The sequence below is a fragment of the Pseudoalteromonas sp. XMcav2-N genome, assembly GCF_024124545.1.
In the GTDB taxonomy this organism is placed as follows: Bacteria; Pseudomonadota; Gammaproteobacteria; order Enterobacterales; family Alteromonadaceae; genus Pseudoalteromonas.
In genome coordinates this window covers 48,674-70,384 of sequence record NZ_JAMXSF010000005.1, presented here as the reverse complement: position 1 = coordinate 70,384, position 21,711 = coordinate 48,674, and the positions used below count along the sequence as shown (strand labels likewise).

Sequence of the window (21,711 nt, the reverse complement as noted above, 5' to 3'; positions counted from 1 at the left end):
CTATTTAACTTGCTTCACATTGGGCTGATGCAACTTGTTTGGCGACCTTAGTTATATTGGCTTCATTAATTTCCTTTTGGCATTCTTGGGCTGTCAATTTCATTAATGAGAAAAAGTCTAATTGCAAGTCAGCAGAAAGTTGCTTAATCAGAGGAAACAAGCTTGAGTGAACACCAAACACCCCCCCTATAACCTGGGCATAACGCTCGGACGAGCAGATATCAAGCTGTGAAGAGCAATAGTCTGCGAGTTTACATAATTCTTGATAGTCGTAATGGCTATTGCCTTGTGACGTTAAAATGGCAGCCAAAGACTCAGTTGACGCATTTCCCGCTCCCCTTCCCATACCATTGAGAGTAGCGTCGACAATATTGGCTCCGGCTTTAATCGCGGCAAGACTATTTGCATTTGCCATCCCGAGATTATCATGTCCGTGAAAGCCGACATTGCTATTTAAAGGCCTTATAGCTTGGACATATTCACTTACTCTCGAAGGCAACATAGTGCCACATGAGTCAACAACATAAATACCAGCCACTTCTTTTGGCGCTTGTTCGAGATATTTTGCTAACGTATCTGGGGTGACGTTACTTGTTTTCATGATGTTCAAATAAACATCGGTATTCAACGAAAGACATGACTCAATATAGTCTAACTGACTTTCTATACCCTGCGCCTCAACTCCCACACGAACAAACGACATACCTTCCTTAGTAAGCCAATCTATTGTAGGTAATCGACTAAAATGAGGCTGAACAAACATCCCCCAACCCGAGTCCTTCAGGTGCAAATTTGATAACTCACACCACTTTTCAACATCAATGGTGCATTCATCATATCCAGCAAGCTCAGCTTCCAAGCCTAAGCCATGGCCCACTTCGATTAAGTCCACCTGGGCCGACTCAAGTTTAGTCATTAACTCCTGAGCGAATTCAGTAGAAAATTTAAAATCAACCGCATAAGAGCCGTCTCTCAGGGTTGTGTCTAGCAGTGAAACTTTATTTATTCCCGGTCTCATCATTAACTCTCCTTATCAAGTGCACATTTAAGTAACATTTAGAAAAACTTAACAAAACAAATGAAACAATTAAAAAACACGGGAAGCACGTTAACCCCACAAAAGGTCCATGTCAAACCTTCATAAGACCAACTTTTGACCTAAAGCAGGTAAAAATAACCAATAAAAGGGACTAAAACAGATAGAAAGAACACTAAAATAAACATTTTGGAAACAAAAAAACATCAAAACAGTTACTTTAAATCTATTTTTGTTATTTTGAAAAAGTAAAAGATGAGTATTTCAAGTCCTGATAGCAGAGCTTGAGTTAAAGACCAAGCTTGAGTAGAAAAGAGGACTTCTGGGACACAAGGACAATAGCGCATCGAACATAGACCAATGCGCCAGACTAAGTTTTAATTCACTGAAGTTAATGACAACAATCAAGGAAAACACAATAGGAATGACTACCTCAGCTCGGAGCTCGAGAGCAAGATAATATTGCTTGGTAGAGTGTCCTATTTTAGCGTGAGAGACCCGTATAAACGGTAGTTTATTTCATCCCACCTGAGCCAATCGCTATGTTCAAATTGCTTGATGAGAAGAGGATTACAGGTGATCGACACAATTGGATTAACCATAAATTTAACTTCAAGAAATTAGATTCATAGCAAGAGAAAAGGGCCACACATGAAACAGCTTTAAGAGTACTTGTGTAGCCGCAAAATTGACTAAATCACTTTTCTGCCGCTAAACGCATGCATCAGGGTCATGCCATCGACCAGCTCTAGCTCACCGCCAACCGGCATACCATGTGCTATCCGCGAAGCGGTCACATTATGTTGGTGGCACATCTCGCCAATAAAGTGTGCGGTCGCCTCCCCTTCCACCGTTGGATTCGTTGCCAGGATCACTTCATTGATGTTGCCACTAGCCAGCGTTTTTTCCAGCACATCCATGCCGATTTCGTTCGGGCCTATGCCGTCAAGGGGTGACAAGTGGCCCATCAATACAAAATATACCCCCTGATACTGACCGGTTTGTTCGATAGCCAGCACATCACTCGGTGACTCTACCACACACAATAGTCCGGTATCCTGACGTTTTACGTTACTACAGATATCACACACCGGCGTTTCTGAAAAAGTCCGGCAGGATTCGCAATGGCCAATTTTATCCATCGCCTGCAGCAGACTCTGCCCAAGTGCAGTGCCACCACTGCGGTCTCTTTCGAGTAAGTGAAAGGCAATTCGCTGAGCCGACTTAGGTCCAATACCAGGTAAACAACGCAGAGACTCAACCAAAGCTGAAAGTGAAGGTGATAATTGCATAGTATAGCGTTCTTAATTTTTGACAGTGTATCGATAAAGCAAACTGGCACCTTGGTGGTGAACCGATTACCGCATATTACACTGTTCTAATTCGTTTAATGGTCGCCATCTTACTATGGCTGACACGACAGCGACAAGCCAAAGATACTAGATAAACCGGATACCGCTGAGAGAAAAAAGGCGGGCAATCGGAGAAGATTGGATCTCATGGGTAAGAGTGAATACCCGCCTGAAGGACGCAAATTGTGTCTTAAATTCAATATGTGTTGCTTAACTCTTAGCGACCAGCTCTTTGCTTACCTGATCTATCCCTACTTCGCTGATCCGCGCTGTGATCTCCTTTTGCTTTGCGCTGAGTAATGAAATACTTTCGGCAACCAGATCATATACCTGCCACTCACCGGATTTGTTTTTGCGAAACTTGAATACGATGTCGATAGTTGGTGCGTTGGGTTCAACGATTTCAGACTTGACCGATGCAAATTTACTGTCACTGCTTACCACCGGCTCAATAAAATTAACCTGCTGACCTTTATAACTCATCAGCGCATTCGCATAAGTGTTTGCCAGATACTGTTCCACCGCTTCAATAAAGGTCACGGCCTGCTCTCGTTTGATCTCACGGACATGTTTACCAAGCAATTTAAAAGACACGTATTTAATGTCGATATGCGGCATGAGTTGCGCGCGCACCAGCTTTTTGAGCTCAGCTTTTTTATGAGCCTCTTCCAGCGTATTCAGCTTACTGATATCCACAAACAACTGATCGCCCACTGATTTGATCAAGCCATAAGGGTTATTTTGTGTATCCGTTGCAGCAAAGCTGTGTAAGCTGCTAAACGCCAGTAGTACCACCAGCATAAATTGCGTGAGTCTTTTCATGATCCGCTCCGGTATGTGTCAGTGGGGCAAGTTTAGCGCTAACTTTGCAGATGAAAAACATACAAATTAGCACCATATTAGTGCCATAATAGCACCAATGGTTTTTTCAATAAAAATCAAAGGCCTAACCTTTTGGTGCCATTTCAACATCAATGCTGTGTCATTTGATGACTTTTTATTGGCAACATGTATCCCGACAATACCAGTATTCACTTATACTGGATTGGTTTTCATTATGATCAAAGCAACCCTATTCGTACTGGGATGTCTTATTTCCCTGGCAGCCCCAGCACAAGCACAAGCACAAGCACAACAACATGGCTACGCTATCCACTACATTCACGGCGAAGGCAGTGTCGACGGCATTAAACTGGCCTATCAATATCACCCTGAGCTAGACTTGCCCCGCGCCTGGCGTCACTTTGATGTGCACTTTGAAAGCAGTATCAATTTTTGGCGTTATGGAGAAGAGAATCATCACGACGGTAATTTTGTGCTAGCAGTATCGCCTGTGATCCGGTACCCATTCACCACCTACCAGGGTCATCCGGTTGCCGTGGAGTTCGGAATTGGACTCGCTTTGCTTGATGACACTCAATTTGCGGGTAAAAATGTCAGCACACACTATCAGTTTGAAGATCGTATCGGGCTGGTTTATCAGATGGACGACGCCAATATCGCGATTCGCTACATGCATTACTCAAACGCCGGATTTAAGAGCCCTAACCCCGGCCTGGACTTTTTATCCCTATCCTATTCGGCTTACTTTTAATCATATCAGCCTGAACCCAATTGCTGTTCAGGCTGCTATCAACAGGCTGAAATAGTCGACTATCCAGCACTCAAACACTTCCAATGCACACGCTCAGTTCAGTGGTGTAATACACTGTAATATTTTTTTCAAACATTCTGTCCTAGCTTTAAATAATCGTCAGAGTCACCTATAACTCAACGGAAAGATGGAAAAGGAGCGTCATTATGATCACAACAATGGAACAAACAGCGCCTCCTGTAAACCATGCCTATTCATCACCGTGCTATGTCAGCCTACTTTGTGACGGCCTCTGTACAGAAGTCACAGAATATCTCATCAACTTATCGGATTTTTTATACCGTCATCAGTTTTTGTCAGATAAATCACTGCGCCTGATAGATACGCCCGGCAAATGCTGCATATAAATCCCAACTTAAACACAAACCAAGCAGAAGGCTTTTGAGCGAACGGTTGTGTCTGTGCAATCGAAGCAGTGGTCTGCGGTTAGCTGAAGACAACACTCAGTAGCTCAAAATGTCCTAATCGACTTTGGTGATTCACTATCAGAAATAGCATACGTATTTTCGGGGATGTGGTTTTCAGATAAGTGGATGCCCTAACAATAACTGGACACAAAAGAGAAGATTATGGAAACGCAGAATAACGTGAATGAAATTGATGAACAACGGGAAGCCCATAACCAGCGTTGGCATGAATTGACCGCTGAAATGGCAGCTTGCAAAACCAGCATCACACAATCTCCGACACCCGTGAGTAAAGATCAGCAGGGATCCTTAATTGTTATTGGTTCGGGATTACAGGGTCTGGGTTTCACTATGGACAGTGAAGCACTCATTCGAATGGCCGACAAAGTATTCTATTGTGTTTCCAGCCCACCGACCCAGCTCTGGCTCAGGGAGGTAAGACCTGACGCCTACGACCTGTACGTTTTATACGATGATACAAAACCCAGATACCACACCTATATGCAAATGACAGAGGCCATGCTGCACTACGTCCGAAAAGGACAAAAAGTAGTGTGTATTTTTTATGGTCACCCGGGGATTTTTGTACTTTCAACGCACAGAGCCATCGCGATTGCGAAAAGAGAGGGACATTATGCGGTCATGAAACCCGGTATTTCAGCCCTGGACTGTTTGTGTGCCGATTTAGGCGTCGATCCTTCATATCCAGGCATGCAAACATTCGAGGCATCGGAGGTTTTACTGAGAAAACGCTATCTTGATATCCAAACCCACCTTGTTTTGTGGCAAGTTGGCCTGATCGGTGAAATGGGCTATCGCCGAAAAGGGTTTATCAACGACAAATTTCCAATATTGATAGAATACTTGCAGAGCTACTATGGTGAGGATTACGAGATCACACACTATATTGCAGCCAGACACGCTACGTTTGAACCTACCATAGCTGTATATAAGTTAAGTGACATGCTTGACCCAAGAGTACGGAAAACCTTTACCGGCATTTCAACTTTCTACATCCCACCAAAAGAAGCTGCAACCACAGATATGGAAATGGCGATCCGCTTAGGGTTCGCTAAAGAAGGCGATAAGCCTGCAAAAACGACCCGCTTCAGGGTGATTGATGCATACTCACCACGGGAAATGGCAGCAATCGACGAATTCGACCACTTTCGAGTGCCTAAAGAATATCAATTCCAACCAAACACCCGTGCCGCAGAGTTTTTATTGGAACTAGCTCGCGATACAGCGCTACAGGATCTCTACCTCAACGATCCTGTTGCCGCGGTATCCGATGACGTTTTCCCCGGCTTGAATAACATAGAGAAAAACCTGCTTGCTATGCGCAGTGAAAGCTACGCTCAACTTGCAGCCAAGGGTGGTCTGGTTGATACCTCCCCCAATGAGAAATTGGTGCTTGAATTGCTCAGTAATGCAGAACTCTCTGGCTTATTCAGACAGCAACTGATTGACAATAAAGATGGCGATGATTTCCTCGATAAAGCCAATGGCTGGATAAAGCAAAACGGCTTTCAGGCAGCACTGCTGCACTTGCCTTCAGCCTGTGACAGAGTGAATGCCAGTATGTTACTTCCCTGGACCGGTGTCTATCACAACGCTGACACTGGGGATGTTGTCACTGTCGTCGGAGACCCCAACCATAATAGTGCCAGTCTGGTTTATATCAATCTGACCCCAGTTGTTAGCTTTTCTTTTAACAACCAGGTGCTTACTTGGTACGCAGATGAAGGAAATGAGGTCAACGGCGAACTTAAGTTTATCGTAAACACTAATTCGCAAGGCCAGTTGATCCGCTCGGTTTCAGGTAAGGTTTGGCCAAAAGACTGCGATGAACCCTCGGAGCATACATTATCTGCCACCGAACTAACTCCCGATTCCAGTACCATTACAACCCTGATCGGACAGTATGAAACCGAGATAAGTCAAGACGGGAATAATTGGCAAAAAGGTCCCAGCATTCGCTTACATGGACAGCCACCGTTTGCGACCTCACAGGCTCTATTAGACATTGATGGACAGGCCATTGACGTGACTAAATATGAAGACCAGAGCGTATACTGGAACAACAGCCGTATTGATTTCTCGTATGATGAAGATACCCGAAATACAGTACTCCACAGCAGCCAGACAACGCTACCAAATGGGGAGCAAGTTCAATTAAGAGGTCTTAAGTCCAGATCTTACAGCCAACCTCTTATTGGATATTACAGTGGCTACTTATATTTAAAAGGACAGTGGCAGGGAGAAGTTGAACTTAAATTCAATGGTAAAGAACTCTTACTGGGCGGACATAAAGTTGACGAAGTGCATTTTGACGACAACAAAATTGAATGGCAAAACGCCGGCGGCAACCTAAACAACGGCATCATTCAGTTTTTAATAGATCCAATTACTCAGATGCCCAAATGTGTTGGCTTTTTATGGAAAACGGGTGAAAAGCCAGCTCAGGCCAATTTCGTCGCGGGAATGGTCGCCCCGTCTCAACAACCATCATCAATTGCAGACTTCAATGGTCATTATATCAGCGCGGTACATCGAGCTGACGGTACGCTTTTTCCCGATGGTCCGGACCTGTTGTTCGATGCAAAACAACCAAACGAACTCATTGTCGCACTAGGGGATGAAAATGCAGTTGTGCAGTTGCAATCAGTAGACTCCAGCCCTGGCACTGTCGACTTAGTATGGAACGACATACCCAACGTCACTGGGCAGTTGTGCAACTTCAAACAGGTAAAACTGAATTTCGAAGTTGATAGCAGTACGGGATTAGCAAGGTTTAAAGGAATAAACAAAAGTGACACTCGAGCATCCGGAGCACACAACTGGTTGGGGTATGGATTAGCTTCAAAAGAACCAGGCCTACAAACAGAACAACAACTCCCTATCGAAGTAAGGAAAGTACTCACTATTTTAGGACTGCAAAGTACGAGTCCAAATAGTCACTTGATATGGTCACGTTGGCAGCGGGTGCGCTTTACTTTCCGTTTACTGAACGGCTTAGTAAGAAAAATGTGTGAGGCCCAACAGCCTCATGAATCTTGATCTGAATTAGGAGATTAACAATGACTGTAATGAAACCTAAGTCGATAGAAATCGAGTATGAGATCGAGCAAACGGCAGCTTTGGAGGCGACATCTATTCTTTCGGATCTTCCGAATGTAGTGGCGCGTAAGCTGACGGTTGACGAAGTAGTTGCTCACACCGACAAAGAAACCCACAGCGATGTCGATGTTGACGTTGATATAGACATTGATATTGACGTAGATGCTATCGCAGTAGTGGACGTCGATATTGATATCGATGTGGATGTTGTTGTCGATGTAACAACTCACACAGATAAAGACTAACGACAAGTAACTTCCTGGCCAATCATTTTGATTGGCCAGTTCAATTTATAACGTATTGACTATGAAAGAAAACAATCAGGCCAACGCCGTATTCAAAATTGTCGAATACGACACTCAGGAATACGACTTTGCAACAATTATTGCTGACAAGATCTTCAATACACAGGATCTGGCATTATTTCATCGCGCCTACCTTCTGAAAACTCCGGACCATAATCCGGATGAGTTGATCAGTTATAAACAAAACATCACTGAGCGAAAATACCTCGCCGATCAGGCAAAACCCAGCGGGCTACTCGATTTGTATTATCGGTTTGTCGAATTTGTTATCGCGCCGCTGTTTCATAACAACATCAACTTTCCTGCTGAACCCGTTTTTAGAGTACAAATGGCTGGGTCTAGCAGTGTCAGTGCCTGGCACAGAGATACTGAGGTGACCGGGCAACACAATGATGTCACCGTGTGGGTGCCTTTTGTCGATACTCAGCTACAAAACACCATCTGGTGTGAAACACAGTACGGCCGCAGGGATTACCAACCAATATCCGTGAAATATGGCCAGGCACTGCTGTTTGATAGCGGTTATTTGTCTCATGGCAGCGTGACTAACACATCTGAAACAACACGCATGAGTATGGACTTTAGAATAGTGCCCCGTAAACAAGGCGTCGAGCAACCAGATCTCGGCATTTTGCAAGCCAGACCTGAGAACTACCGAATGCGTTTGAAACTCCCGAGTTCGAACTAGAGGAAACCACTATGGACGTCGAGCTAAGACCCCTGGGCGTAAAATGTAATATTGCTTGTCAGTATTGTTATCAAAACCCTCAGCGAGATGCTGGAAACCTGACTAAAGACTATGATCTGAATGCTATGAAACAGGCTATTCTCGAAGAAGGGGCCGATTCTTTTACTTTATTCGGTGGCGAGGCCCTGATGGTACCTGAAGCAGATCTTGCTTCTCTATGGCAGTGGGGTTTTGAGCAGTTTGGCCACAATGCGGTACAAACGAATGGCACATTAATTAACGCTAATCACATTCGCTTATTTAAAAAATTCAACGTCCATGTTGGTATCTCCATCGACGGGCCAGGCATATTGAATGATGTTCGATGGGCTGGCTCTTTGAAAAAGACCCGAGCTCTTACACAGAAGACAGAAAGTGCCATTTACCGGCTGTGTCAGGAGGGGCTGGCTCCAAGTATCATAGTGACACTACACAGAAATAACGCGACACAGGACAAACTGGCGACCATGCGGGAATGGTTTTTCCGTTTGGATAATATGGGGATCAGAAAGGTTCGCCTGCACTTATTGGAATCTGACAATGAGTTAGTAAGACAGAAATACGTGCTTAACGAACGAGAGAATCTGACTGCGCTTAATTTTTTCTTGGACCTGGAGCAAGAGCTTAGTGCCATTAGCTTAGATATTTTTTCAGAAGTCACTAAGTTACTGACAGGCCAGGACAGCAAAACGAGCTGTGTTTGGAGAGCATGCGATCCCTACACAACCAATGCCGTCAGAGGCGTTGAGGGGTTTGGTCAAAGTAGCAATTGCGGCAGAACCAATAAAGATGGAATCGATTTTGTAAAATCAGAACAACCAGGTTATGAGCGATATATCGCTTTATTCCACACCCCCCAAGCCAACGGTGGTTGTCAGGGCTGTCGCTTTTTTTCCATGTGTAAAGGACAATGCCCGGGCACATCAATCAACGGGGATTGGCGCAATAGAACAGAATACTGTGCAGTGTGGTTCAAGATTTTCGAAAAGCTTGAACAACAGCTCATTGATGCTGGAAAAGACCCCCTCAGCCTAAGTAGCAAGCGCTCAGAGATTGAAGCGTTTTACTTAGATGCCTGGGCAAATCGTCAGAATCCGAGTATTGAATACATATTGTACCTAATGCAGCAAAAAGAAGGAGTCAACAATGCAACCTGAATTTAGCCGCATACATGACACACTAGAACAGCAACGGCTTAATTTTAAGCTGCCGGCCTTCTTTAGGTGGGCCTGGGTGAGCGATCAGGCTCGCACTCTCTGGGCCCCCAAGATAAACGCAATTCGGGATTTGGTGCCACACGTTTTTGCTGAAGCAGTCTTATCTGGCCACTACCCTTGTGCACTAATGGAGCTGACCCAAAAACAAGCCGACAACCTGCGTTCGGACACTCAGCGTCACAGGCAGCTTACAATTATCAGGCTGCCTCCTTCTACCCTAAACTTATTCAGCAACAGACCCTACTGGCTATGCTGTTTAGAAAACGATGCCGAACAATTTCTTATGGCTTGGCAACAGGCTGATTTAAAATCGATATACTCGCTTATCAACGCCCCACAATGCTGTACCAATTTCAACCATGACTTAGAATATCTGTATCAGTGTCAGGACCCTACCTATCTGAGTGCAGCACATGCCCTCAATAGCAACGAACAACTGCTCAACATCACATTTGAAAACGCCCCACTGCTCAACCAAACTTTTAAAAAGCTGGGGGTTAGTACACTAAGTTATGCCCCGTGTTCCCCCAACTGCCAGCATGCTTTGGTTCAGGCCGAAAACTGGATGGCACTTGCTGGTGATATGGGGTACACATCTTTATTAAATGACATGCTGACATTGTTTGGCGCGCCATGCACATGGACCGCCATGCATGGCATTGCGGAGATCAAAACACCTTTACTCAAAATTTCTACCAACACAGATGCCACCAGAGACAAATTCACGGTTAACTATCTGAGTGAGACAGACATTGAAGGAGCCGCAACAGGTTTAGGTTTTCCTTTTAAAAATAACTGTAAAAGTGCCATAACCCAGTCAAAAAGTTTCCAAAGGGGCATTGATAATGTCATCCCCAGTCTGGATGTAACCGAAGTTAAAGAAATCGCGAGCCCGGCAAACGATACAGGCCTTAACCCCTTGCCCTACCCGGATTCTAAAATACTGGATGACACACTTGAACGAGTCTTGCCTGGAGTGGATGTCCATATAAAATCAATTTTTCTGAGCAACACATTTTGTGTGGTTACGCTCAATAACGACAACACCGGTTGTTGTATGAACTATTACCGGTTTAAGTCGCAAGCGGCAATAGCAAACACAACGGCCAAGCTCACTGAGCGGCTTAAGCACGACCCGCTCCTTTTGGATTTTTTAACCGCGACCGAGCACAAGAGCTTGTTACAGATGTGCTTAAAAGCGTGCCTGGTTAGTGCCCTTTCGCAGCCTTTTATAGAGCAGGCAAATGGTTTTTCAGTTTCAGATACATTCGAGGCCTCTTTTTTGCCCTCGGTCAATAAGGCCGTTGTCGTCGGGTTTGGTGGTTATATGGATTATTTGATCCACCATACCCAGACACCAAATATTCTTGTTATCGATAGCGCAATCGTTAAGTTCAAAAAAAGAGTTGAAGCAAGACAAGCCTATTATAGAGCTCACTTCCCTCATACCCGCGTCTCCTTTTCTGATGGCTGTGATGTCACTGATTTACGCCGTGCAGATCTGGTATCCATCACAGGTTCTGCCCTGTCAAATGGGACTATGGGGCACTTGCTTAGTGCTGCTGAAGGATGTGATCACGTTATTGTTCAGGGACAAAGTGCGGCCATTCACCCCGCTGAACTGTTCGATCTAGGCGTCAGACTGGTTAGCACATCAGCTAAACCCCGAGGTCTACATCAACTTGCTTTGACTGATTACAGTGCATTCGTGAAATGCTTAGAAGGCAACCTGCCTAAGCTTTATATGCAAGCAGAATAAGTGTGTGTTGGTCCGCCGAGAAGAAAAGCCATAAACTCCTGAAACCTTGACAAACAAGGAGTTTATTCTAACCTCTAAAGGCTAGAATAAGTTTTGCATTGGCTATGGTAATTCAGCATTTTGCTCGGGTAACAAGTCATCGGAGCGCTACAGCTTGTAGGGCTAAGGCAAACTTATGACTAAGAAACAACCTGGCTACACTTCAGCGGTCCTCTTGTTTTCTTCCGTGCTTCTATTCGGTTCATCTGGGGTTGCACTAGGAGATGAACTCGACACCTTGATGGAACTTAGTCTGGAAGACTTGCTCGACCTGACTGTATCATCGGCCTCCGGCATCGAAGAAACATTACGTGACGCCCCTGCTGCTATGGTGATCATTACCGCAGCCGATATCAGGCAGCGCGGATATACAAGTATTGATGAAGTGATCCTGGATCTGCCTGGCTTTGATAGCACAGTCACCAATGGCAATGGTGGTGTGATCACCTATCAGCGCGGCTATCGTACTCCCCTCACCCAACGTACACTGATGCTGGTCAATGGCATAGTCGACAATCACCTGTGGTATCATGAGGCTACTTTGTCAAAAAATTATCCGCTGTCGAATATAGCGCGGATCGAAGTATTATATGGCCCCGTTGGCGCGGTATATGGCCCCAATGCGTTTTTGGGGATCATTAACCTGGTTACGTCCGACGCCAAAGAGTCTCACCAGGGTGATGACTTTTTTAAAGTGAATGTGCAGTCGGGCAGCTATGATACGCAGAGCATTGATATCGCCGCAGGTGGCAGCCACAACGAGCTGACCTATAACCTGTCAGCTAAATACTACTCAAGTGATGAAGCCGATATAGACGAACTGGCTCCCTGGGGCTTTGTCAGCAACGAATTATTGAGCAACCGGGATATCTGGGGACCTGTTATTTATGACACCGCGTTGTCTGCCAATTGTGAAGCCGATGGCTGTCCTCATAGCTCTAAATACAATGATTTTGGTGCCTACCATGACCCGCAACGAGAATGGGGGGTTTTGGCCGATATCGGGTTCAAAAACCTGACGTTAGGGGTCATTGAATGGGACATGCGCCATGGTTGGGGGCCGCAATACCCTCACGACAGAGCGCAGCCTGCAGCGCAGTGGTATCGCAACTCCGAGCAATATTACCTGCGCCATGCAGGCACTTTAAAAGATAAAGTACAGGTAAATACCCTGCTACTGAGCAGAAAAAGTGGCAATGGGGGTTATTGGGTTGAATCCTTCCCAGGCTCCACGGCCCTGACGGGTCCGGATGTGGTCTCAACCTTAACCATTTCACACTGGCGAACCAGCAATAAAAGCTGGCTGTTTAAACAAGATTATGAGTTCGATTACTCTGAGCAGCTAAAGATCAGCGGTGGCATTAAATTTGAGGACAAAGAGTTGACTAAGGCGTACGATGCCTGCGGTTATTTTGCCGAAACTTTTTGCTCGTCCGATACACCCGAAACCGCCGGTGATGGCGTTGCACTTAATACAGACGACACCATTAATATCCAGCCAGACACACTCAGCCGCATGCCAGACGAAAACCTGGCTAGCCTGACTGATCGGGGCGCCTACATTCAGGCCATCTGGAATATCAATGACTGGCGAGTAAATGCTGGCATAAGATACGACAAAAACAGCTTATATGGCAGTACCACCAACCCCAGGGCCTCCGCTATTTATTTTCTCTCGGATAAAACAACCATTAAGATGCTCTATGGTACGGCTTTTCAGGAGCCAGCCCCGATACAACTTTGGGGTGGCTGGAGCGGCCGCTCTGCCAACCCTGATCTGAAACCCGAAAAGGCGGAAAACTTTGAGTTCATTTACATGTATCAGCAAGACAACTGGCTGCATGATTTGTCTTTGTTTACGGCCAGGTACGACGACGTCGTAAAAGAAGCAGCCGAAAATGCCGGAAAACGCAGCACCTATGGACTGGAGTATCGCGGTAAGTTTGAGTTTAGTAACTTTATAACGGGCGCTGCAAATATCTCCGGCTATCTGTATTACACCCACACAAAAACCAAAAGCAGCGTCAGCTACGATCACACGCTGGGCCTGTGGGTGGGTGAAGGGATCGAAAACTGCCGGGACATCGCAAGCAATAACACGCTCACTTACAACCCTTGTCAGGATATGAATGCCGAGCTTGGAGATATCGCGCCACACAAGATCAGCGCCGGGCTCAATGTGCCTGTCAGTGAGGCACTTAATGTTAACGTCAGGGCCAACTGGGTTTCAAGTAAACCTTTGTATTTGAGAAACACATTGCGTGCTAAAGACAGAGAAAATGACGCCTATTTAACGGTAGATGCCAATATCATTTACCGGTTCGAATCCTTCGAAGTCGCATTGAAAGTAAAAAATATCTTTGATGAAATCTATTACCACTCGGGGGCAGAAGCCGCAGCCAGTGGTGATGATTTTGAGCAGCGCTCACAGGGCTGGGCTAACTCACTTATCCCTCAGCCAAAGCGCAGTTTTATGCTATCGGTGAGTATGCAATTTTAATCAGTTATTTCTGCTCACTGCCCACACCTAATACCAGTTTTGTTACGTTAACACTCAAGCTCCGTCGAGCCCAAATTTATCCAGTTACACAAAAGTGCCGCATGTCGACGACTGAACTCATCATACCGCACTGACTCTGCCAACCAATTTACCTAATAAGTGGGTGGTTCATTGCAAGCATGTGGGCAAAGGCCTGCCCGCACTCAAGTATTTATCTCGCTATTTATATCGGGGAGTACTGCCCGATAAAGACATACTCAGTGAAATCGATGGCAACATATGCTTTGCTTATCAAGATAGCAAAACCAAAACCCGAAAAACACGCACCTTGCCCGCTACCCAGTTTTTATGGCTGATATTACAACATGTGTTACCTAAGGGATTTCGACGAGTACGTGACTATGGTTTATTGCACCCAAGCAGCAATAAACTGCGACAGCGAATACAAAACTTGCTCGCGTTAATTGGTAACACTTTACCAATCATTAAAGTTACATCGCGTAAAGCCGCCAAGATTATTTGCCCCTGCTGTCAAAAACCGATGCAGTTTATGGGCATTCGCGCGCGAACGATAAGCTTTAACTCCGGATTCAAACAAGGGGATCTTACATGGGCTAGCTCATCGTAAGCCGGGTAAAGCACACACAAAAGTGAATTTAAAAAGGAGCGAAATATAAACAATTGATTAGATTAAAGATTTCTAATTAGCGAACTATGCTAAGGGCTGACTGCGCCCTAAAAAAGAAAGCGACTGTCAGCCACCCTCAATACTTCTCTATTTCTACATCGCTATTTACTAAATAGAAGCACCACACAACGACGCAGGGCTTGTTCAACACCCAGATAAGGTGTCGGCTTCGCGACACCTATCCTTATTTGTTAGGTATTTTTCTCTGTCTTTATTGCTTCAATAATTTTCACCAAATAATCCGGGGTTAAAGGTAGTGAGTTTCCATCTAGCTGGCTATCTTTAAGTTCTCGAGTTGTTTGGTCTCCATTTAGTATTGGATTCCTTTCGGTATGAAGCATTTTATTGACGCACTGCTTAACAAGCTCACTATCATCAACCTTCAATGCTGTTTCTAGCGCCACAAACGAATACTCAATGTTTGTAGCCTCATTTTGGAAGTACTTTATTTCTGACAAGCTTGATTTATATAACTTCAAGAAAAAGTAGGAGAATACCTCAATTATCACAACAATCGACAGTCTAGGTAAAAACTCCATGGCAAATTCACCTGGAGTTTTCGATCCCCCTTCATTAAACAAGACAAAAAATGATAAAGCCAAGACACCACTCAGTGCAGTAATAACCCCAAGAATGAGATTCACAGTACCGCGACGGCCTAGAGCATCTATTTCATTATATATTCGCTCTAAGGTTCCTTTCATTCTCTTAGCTATTTCTAACTTGAATTCTGATTCTTTTAGCTTTTCCTTGATCTCAGAAAGATAATCCTCTGTGGTTGTTTCAATCAGTCTTGATTTAATCGCATCTGCGAGTTCATTTTTCTCACCTTCGAGCAGAAGAGACCTCTCTTTTTCAAGCTCTTTTATTCTCGTCCTAAATTCTTTATACAACCATACTTCACGCGATTCACGTAAAGTTGATCTAGAAGAGCCACTTAAAAACCGCGCCATTACAACTGCCATAAAAGCAGTCACCGACCCAATTGCAAGAACTAGTGTCTCCTTATTTTCCGATATCGAACTTGATTCAGTGATAACCGGGTAAAAAGAAGCCGCCATCACTCCTACCATGATTGGCAGAAGAAAAACTTCTTTTTCTTCAAATAGCTTTCTTAGTATTTTTTCCATAAATCACTCGATTATCATTGATACCTAACGCCTCAATCAGAGGCAAAAATCAGTTGGTTAAAATTAGCGACGCAGGAGCAAAACCAACTGTTTTTTGTCCTGCTGAATTGACTTGTTAGATTTCGTTTTAACCTATATGTAAATCTTATCGCAATATAGACAATACTCATATTCAGCGAAGTTAAACTCAAAGTCGTTTTTAAACATTGCATAATTTTGAGGAGTGATATCAAAACTATGATTTCCAGTATGTTCATCAGAAAGACCTAAACCTTGTTTTATTTTTTCGCGAGTCATAGTTTTAAGGAGTGTTTCGTCCTCAACTAAGCTATGCCCATCTTCGTCAGCACGACAAGTCTGGATATAAAAGTCACAACGTTTCATATCGTAAAGTGGCTCAAGTAGCTCAACAAACAATCCCGTTTCATTAATTTTTTCAATCGTGCTCTCATTTAAATTAACGCAACAGATATACATGTAGTAGTCCCAACCAAACCTAATACTAAATTGTTCATTAATCTCTAATCTGCACCCCAAAAAACCTCGTAAAATCATCTGGATTACAATTTTAAGATCATCTATTTCGAGTTTCTTATCTTCAAAAAGAGTAATATCCTTAAACTCTTCGTTAACTAACCACTGACTATCCTTATCCGAAAGGTTATCTTGTAGAAACCTAGACTCAAGATCTACTACTCGAAGGTGCTTAATGTGTTTAGACAGGAGGCATTCTATAACAGCATTTATATACTTTTCTTCCGTTTCAAAGTATTCCGATGCTTTAAACTCAATACCGTTAAATGTTTTCCCGACTTCTGACGGACATGTCCATTCATCAACTTTGTAATGACCATCGGAATTTCTATTTTTAGGATCGTATTTTGTAATTCTAAAATTCAACATTGCAAAATTTACCGATGGTGGATTTGATGAAAGAAATATAACAATTTATTCTACCCCAAAATGTCGGAACATAAACCGACAAAACGGGCTGTAGTACATACCCTCATAGTCCCATGGAACAAACTCAAAGTAAACAATCGGTTGCAACCTGCAAAAACACATTTGTGTGAAAATTGGACAAAACGGCACGTAATAATGTTATTGGACAATAGTCAGAATACTGTACATAAATCCAGTATCAACTTTGCCAAATGACGCGTTCATGAAATCACCTTTCCTACTCATGATACAAGAACAAATGTGCCTAAGGCTTTATGCCTAACGCACCATTGAAGCGTACCAAAAATGGACTGCTGCATTTATTCGCTTTAACGATATGCGACACCCTACAACTATGGGGAGCGAGCGAAGTTGAACTATTTCTTAACCACTTGGTAAATTGCCAGAATGTTGCTCAGGGAGCGCAAGCACACATTAAAAAGCCCGACTAACCTAGCCGGGCTTTGTAACTCATAAATATCGTTTCGGTCTAATCACGCGTAATGCGGATCACCGGGCGTTGCTGACAGGTTTTGCCCAGCAGGCAGCTCAGTGCATCACGCACGGTGTCGACGCTAAAGTCGAGCAGTTTCACCTCGGGGGCTTTGATGCGGCCGTTGCTGACGTCATCAAGTAACTGGCGGCCCATAAAGCACAAGTGCTGCTGGGCGCACAGGCTGTTGGCCATCCAGGCGCCGGCGACTGAAACCACACCAATGTTGGGCGCTTTCTCAAACAGCAGCTCTTCGGGAATGGTGCCAAAGCCATTAAGGCAGGCAATTCGGCCGCAAAACCGCAAATGACGCAGGTCATCCAAAAAGGAGTCGCCGCCTTGTGTATTTAAAATACAGTCAAAACCGCCCGGGCCCATTTCTCGCTTGATTTGTTCACACACCGACTCCGACTCACAGTCGAACACCCAGTCTGCTCCGAGCTTGCTCAGTCTTTTATGGTGTTCTTTCTGTGCAAAAGCAAACACCTGAGCGCCGCGCTGTTTGGCGTATTGCACGGCAAAATGGGCCACGGCGCCTTGCGCGCTGTTGATGGCCAGCGAGTCGCCGTCCTGCACCTGCATTTTATCCAAAGCCAGCAGTGCCGCCATGCCCGCATTGGGCAATGACACCGCCACTTCGCCACTCATGCCATCGGGTACTTCCGACACCGCGTGGCTGGGTACAACCGCGTATTCTTTTAGCATCCCCTGCTCTGCCAGACTGGCATTAAACAATACGCGGCTGCCTTTGGGGGGAAATACCCCTTTAGCAGCTGAGACCACAGTGCCGACGGCATCCAGTCCCAAAATGTGCGGGTATTGCCACTGGCAAAATCCGTCTTTCGCCATCCGTGCGTCCAGGTGATTCAGGGCCACATAATCTATGGCCACCAGTAACTCGTTATCTCCCGGCACTGGCATGGCGTGCTCTGCCATCGCTAAATCAAACTCAGCGCCACATTGACGCAGCTCCAGTGCTCGCATGGTGGTTTTTTCGACTGACATGGTGGTTTTCTCCACTTTTCGACCCTTTTTAGGCCGGATTGCCCATAACTTTAACTTTCCGATTATGGGCAAAACTTCGCAATTGTTGCTATTAAACCATCTTGGTCTCTGTCAAACAACTCAATATTGTGACAGGTGTTTAAATCCTGTTAACGGCTATTTTTCAATCACAGGCTCGCTTGCGCTGTCCTGCAAACCTTCCTTCGCGCTATCGTTCAGGGTAAGTAAGCGATAGAACACGGGCGTGAATAGCAAGCCGAATACCGTTACCCCAATCATACCAAAGAACACCGCATTACCCATTGCCTGACGCATCTCTGCACCTGCGCCTGACGCCAGTACCAGAGGGACCACACCGGCTGTGAACGCAATCGAGGTCATCAGGATAGGGCGCAGTCGTAAACGACACGCTTCCATGATGGCTTCCAGATGCGTGGCACCGGATTTATGCTTATCGCGGGCAAACTCGACCATCAGAATCGCATTCTTCGAGGCCAGTGCCACCAGTACAATCAGTGCAATCTGGGTGAAAATATTATTGTCGCCGCCCAGCATATACACACCCGCCAGCGCAGAAAATATCGTCATTGGTACTATCAATATAATGGCCAGTGGTAAACGCAGGCTCTCGTATTGGGCTGCCAGCACCATGAAAACCAGTACCACTACCAGAGGGAACACATACACCATAGTATTGCCCGCCAGAATTTGCTGATACGTTACCTCAGTCCATTCATAGCTGATCCCTTCCGGTAAACTTTCGGCCAGTACTGATTCAATCGCTTCTTTGGCCTGATCTGAGCTGTACCCCGGCGCCGGGCTGCCGTTCAGTTCTGCGGTCATATACCCGTTATAGTGCATCACCCGATCCGGACCTGTGGTGGGTGTCACCGTAACTACGGAGCCCAGCGGCACCATGTTGCCGGCAGCGTTACGCACTTTCAGGTTGTTGATCTGCGATTGCTTAGCACGAAACTCAGCGTCAGCCTGCGCTTTGACCTGATAAGTACGGCCAAACAGGTTAAAGTCATTCACATACACAGAGCCCAGGTAAATCTGTAGTGCATTGAACACTTCATCCAGCGGAATGCCCTGCAATAGTGCCTGCTCACGGTCAACGTTGATATCCATTTGTGGCACCTGAATACGGAAGCTGGAGTACAGACCCGTCAGTGCCGGATGTTGTTGCGCATGACCAATGGTATTCTGAAGTGCTGAAAACAAGGCTTCAAACCCTTTATTACCCCTGTCCTGAAGCTGTAATTTAAAGCCACCTGTGGTACCCAGGCCAAGAATTGGCGGCGGCGGGAACACCGCAACAAAGGCTTCATCGATTTCAGCAAAGCGCATGTTCAGCTGCATCGCAATCGCATGGGCAGACAGGCTGGGATCCTGACGCTCAGAAAAATCAGCCAGTGGCGTAAACACAATGCCGCTGTTGGTACTGTTGGTAAACCCATTCACCGACAAGCCCGGGAACGCCACGGTATGTGCCACACCAGGTACTTCCAGCGCAATCGCCTGCATTTGTTTGACCACGGCTTCAGTTCTGTCCAGACTTGCCGCATCCGGTAGTTGCGCTACCGCAACCAGGTATTGCTTATCCTGCTGCGGAATAAAGCCACCCGGCACTGAGTTAAACAGGCCAACGGTTGAACCCACCAGCGCTAAATACACCACTCCCACGACCACACTCATGCGGATCAGTTTTTGTACCAGCTTCTCGTAACCCTGCGCACCTTTGTCGAACATGCGGTTGAAGGGTTTGAATAACCAGGTGCCAAACAGTTTGTCGAGCACGCGGGTCAGGCCATCTTTCGGCGCATCATGCGACTTTAATAGCAAGGCCGAAAGCGCAGGCGATAAGGTCAGCGAGTTAAAGGCCGAGATCAAAGTTGAAATGGTGATCGTCAGGGCAAATTGCTTATAAAACTGGCCCGACAGTCCGGTAATAAAGGCCGTTGGAATAAACACCGCACACAATACAAAGGCAATGGCAATAATCGGCCCGGTTACTTCAGTCATGGCAATTTTAGTTGCCTCAAACGGGCTGTAGCCGTCGGCAATATTACGTTCTACGTTTTCGACCACCACAATGGCGTCGTCCACCACAATACCGATAGCCAGTACCAGACCAAACAAAGACAGCGTATTAATCGACACGCCCAGCATCTGCATGATGGCAAAAGTACCGATCAACGACACCGGTACGGCAATTAAAGGAATGATAGACGCGCGCCAGGTTTGCAGAAACACCACCACAACCACAACTACCAGCAAAATGGCTTCCAGTAACGTCTGGATAACGGCATCAATTGAGCCACGTACGAATACGGTAGGGTCATAGGCAATTTCATAGGTCATGCCCGCCGGAAAGTCTTTTGCCAGACGCGCCATTGTCGCACGTACGTTGTCAGACAAAGCAATAGCATTGGAGCCCGGGCGCTGGAATACCGGCATTGCCAGCGCAGGCTGGTTGTCCAGCATGGCGCGCAGCGCATAGTTTTCCTGGCCCAGTTCAACACGTGCAATGTCCTGCAAGCGCGTGATCTGACCTTGCTCGCCCACTTTGATGATCACCTGCTCAAATTCATCAATCTGAGTTAAGCGCCCTTTTACATTCAACAATACCTGAAACTGGTTCTCATCCGGTGAAGGCTGAGCACCCAAAGAGCCCGCGGCAACCTGCTGGTTTTGTGCACGTAACGCATTGATCACATCACCTGCTGTCAGATTACGGGCTGCAAGCGCGTCGGGGTTTAGCCACACACGCATAGAGTATTTAGCACCACCGAATAGTTGCAAATCGCCCACTTCCGGCAAGCGCTTCAGTTCATCTTTAATATAGATGTCGGCATAGTTGGCCATATAAGAGGTATCCTGCTGACCATCCGGAGACACCAGATGCACCACCAGAGCAAGGTTAGGTGACGATTTTTGTGCCGTCACACCCAGGCGTTGTACTTCCTGAGGAAGGCGTGGCAAGGCATTGTTCACCCGGTTTTGCACCTGAACCTGGGCCTGATCCAAATCTGTGCCCAAAGCAAAGGTCACAGTCAGGGTAAGGCGGCCATCGCTGGTTGCCTGAGATGAATGGTACAGCATGTTTTCCAGGCCATTGAGCTCCTGCTCAAGCGGCGTTGCAACGGTCTGACCAATCACTTTGGGGTTCGCACCCGGGTAACTGGCGTTGACCACCACAGTTGGAGGGACAACCTCTGGGTATTCGCTGACCGGCAACTGAAACAGCGAGATGGCGCCGGTGATCACAAACACCAGCGAGAGCATGGCCGCAAAAATCGGCCTGCTGATAAAAAAGTGAGAAAAGTTCATAATT

General features: G+C 45.8%; 15 protein-coding genes and 1 pseudogene. 9 read left to right on the top strand and 7 right to left on the bottom strand.

From position 1 onward, the window contains the following. Positions 1-4: 4 nt before the first annotated feature. The 3 genes from NH568_RS08360 to NH568_RS08350 all read right to left on the bottom strand — a co-directional run bounded on the left by NH568_RS08360 (position 5) and on the right by NH568_RS08350 (position 3,210). Positions 5-1,021, bottom strand: a complete 1,017-nt coding sequence (locus NH568_RS08360; protein ID WP_253046228.1) for a hypothetical protein — start codon at positions 1,019-1,021, stop codon at positions 5-7. A 707-nt stretch (positions 1,022-1,728) separates the two neighbouring features. Continuing rightward, positions 1,729-2,328, bottom strand: a complete 600-nt coding sequence (gene recR / locus NH568_RS08355; RefSeq protein ID WP_253046227.1) for a recombination mediator RecR — start codon at positions 2,326-2,328, stop codon at positions 1,729-1,731. 270 nt (positions 2,329-2,598) lie between these two features. Then, the gene (locus tag NH568_RS08350) at positions 2,599-3,210 is read right to left on the bottom strand and encodes an ABC transporter substrate-binding protein (RefSeq protein ID WP_253046226.1); all 612 of its coding nucleotides are present in this window, start codon (positions 3,208-3,210) and stop codon (positions 2,599-2,601) included. A gap of 235 nt (positions 3,211-3,445) precedes the next feature. Here NH568_RS08350 and NH568_RS08345 point away from each other — a divergent pair, with 235 nt between their 5' ends. The 9 genes and pseudogenes from NH568_RS08345 to NH568_RS08305 all read left to right on the top strand — a co-directional run. Then, positions 3,446-3,982 (top strand): acyloxyacyl hydrolase, encoded by a 537-nt coding sequence (locus NH568_RS08345; RefSeq protein WP_253046225.1) that lies wholly within the window; start codon positions 3,446-3,448, stop codon positions 3,980-3,982. 206 nt (positions 3,983-4,188) lie between these two features. Continuing rightward, complete coding sequence (locus NH568_RS08340; RefSeq protein ID WP_253046224.1) at positions 4,189-4,389, top strand: hypothetical protein; 201 nt, start codon at positions 4,189-4,191, stop codon at positions 4,387-4,389. A 222-nt stretch (positions 4,390-4,611) separates the two neighbouring features. Beyond that, a complete protein-coding gene (locus tag NH568_RS08335) occupies positions 4,612-7,509 on the top strand; it encodes an SAM-dependent methyltransferase (RefSeq protein WP_253046223.1) in 2,898 nt (965 codons plus the stop codon). A 20-nt stretch (positions 7,510-7,529) separates the two neighbouring features. After that, positions 7,530-7,814: a hypothetical protein gene (locus NH568_RS08330; protein WP_138552901.1), complete on the top strand. Its 285-nt coding sequence runs from the start codon at positions 7,530-7,532 to the stop codon at positions 7,812-7,814. A gap of 61 nt (positions 7,815-7,875) precedes the next feature. Continuing rightward, positions 7,876-8,562, top strand: a complete 687-nt coding sequence (locus NH568_RS08325) for a hypothetical protein (protein ID WP_253046222.1) — start codon at positions 7,876-7,878, stop codon at positions 8,560-8,562. 11 nt (positions 8,563-8,573) lie between these two features. Then, a complete protein-coding gene (locus NH568_RS08320; RefSeq protein WP_253046221.1) occupies positions 8,574-9,758 on the top strand; it encodes a radical SAM protein in 1,185 nt (394 codons plus the stop codon). After that, positions 9,748-11,577 carry a DUF364 domain-containing protein gene (locus tag NH568_RS08315; protein ID WP_253046220.1) on the top strand — a complete coding sequence of 610 codons (1,830 nt, stop codon included), beginning with the start codon at positions 9,748-9,750 and terminating at the stop codon, positions 11,575-11,577. The genes NH568_RS08320 and NH568_RS08315 overlap by 11 nt, the downstream gene beginning before the upstream one ends. 175 nt (positions 11,578-11,752) lie before the next feature. Further along, complete coding sequence (locus tag NH568_RS08310; protein ID WP_253046219.1) at positions 11,753-14,116, top strand: TonB-dependent receptor; 2,364 nt, start codon at positions 11,753-11,755, stop codon at positions 14,114-14,116. A 130-nt stretch (positions 14,117-14,246) separates the two neighbouring features. Further along, positions 14,247-14,744, top strand: a pseudogene (locus tag NH568_RS08305) (transposase); the annotation flags it as partial. A 251-nt stretch (positions 14,745-14,995) separates the two neighbouring features. On the opposite strand, the gene NH568_RS08300 reads toward NH568_RS08305, so the two are convergent. From NH568_RS08300 to NH568_RS08285, 4 genes are all read right to left on the bottom strand, one after another. Beyond that, a complete protein-coding gene (locus tag NH568_RS08300; protein WP_253046218.1) occupies positions 14,996-15,934 on the bottom strand; it encodes a hypothetical protein in 939 nt (312 codons plus the stop codon). 132 nt (positions 15,935-16,066) lie between these two features. Next, entirely contained in the window at positions 16,067-16,837 is a 771-nt protein-coding gene (locus NH568_RS08295; protein WP_253046217.1) for a hypothetical protein, read from the bottom strand. Positions 16,838-17,366: 529 nt separating this feature from the next. Continuing rightward, on the bottom strand, positions 17,367-18,374 hold the full coding sequence (locus tag NH568_RS08290) for a zinc-binding dehydrogenase (RefSeq protein WP_046006417.1): 1,008 nt from the start codon (positions 18,372-18,374) through the stop codon (positions 17,367-17,369). Between the two features lie 156 nt (positions 18,375-18,530). Then, the gene (locus tag NH568_RS08285; RefSeq protein ID WP_253046216.1) at positions 18,531-21,707 is read right to left on the bottom strand and encodes a multidrug efflux RND transporter permease subunit; all 3,177 of its coding nucleotides are present in this window, start codon (positions 21,705-21,707) and stop codon (positions 18,531-18,533) included. Positions 21,708-21,711: the final 4 nt, after the last annotated feature.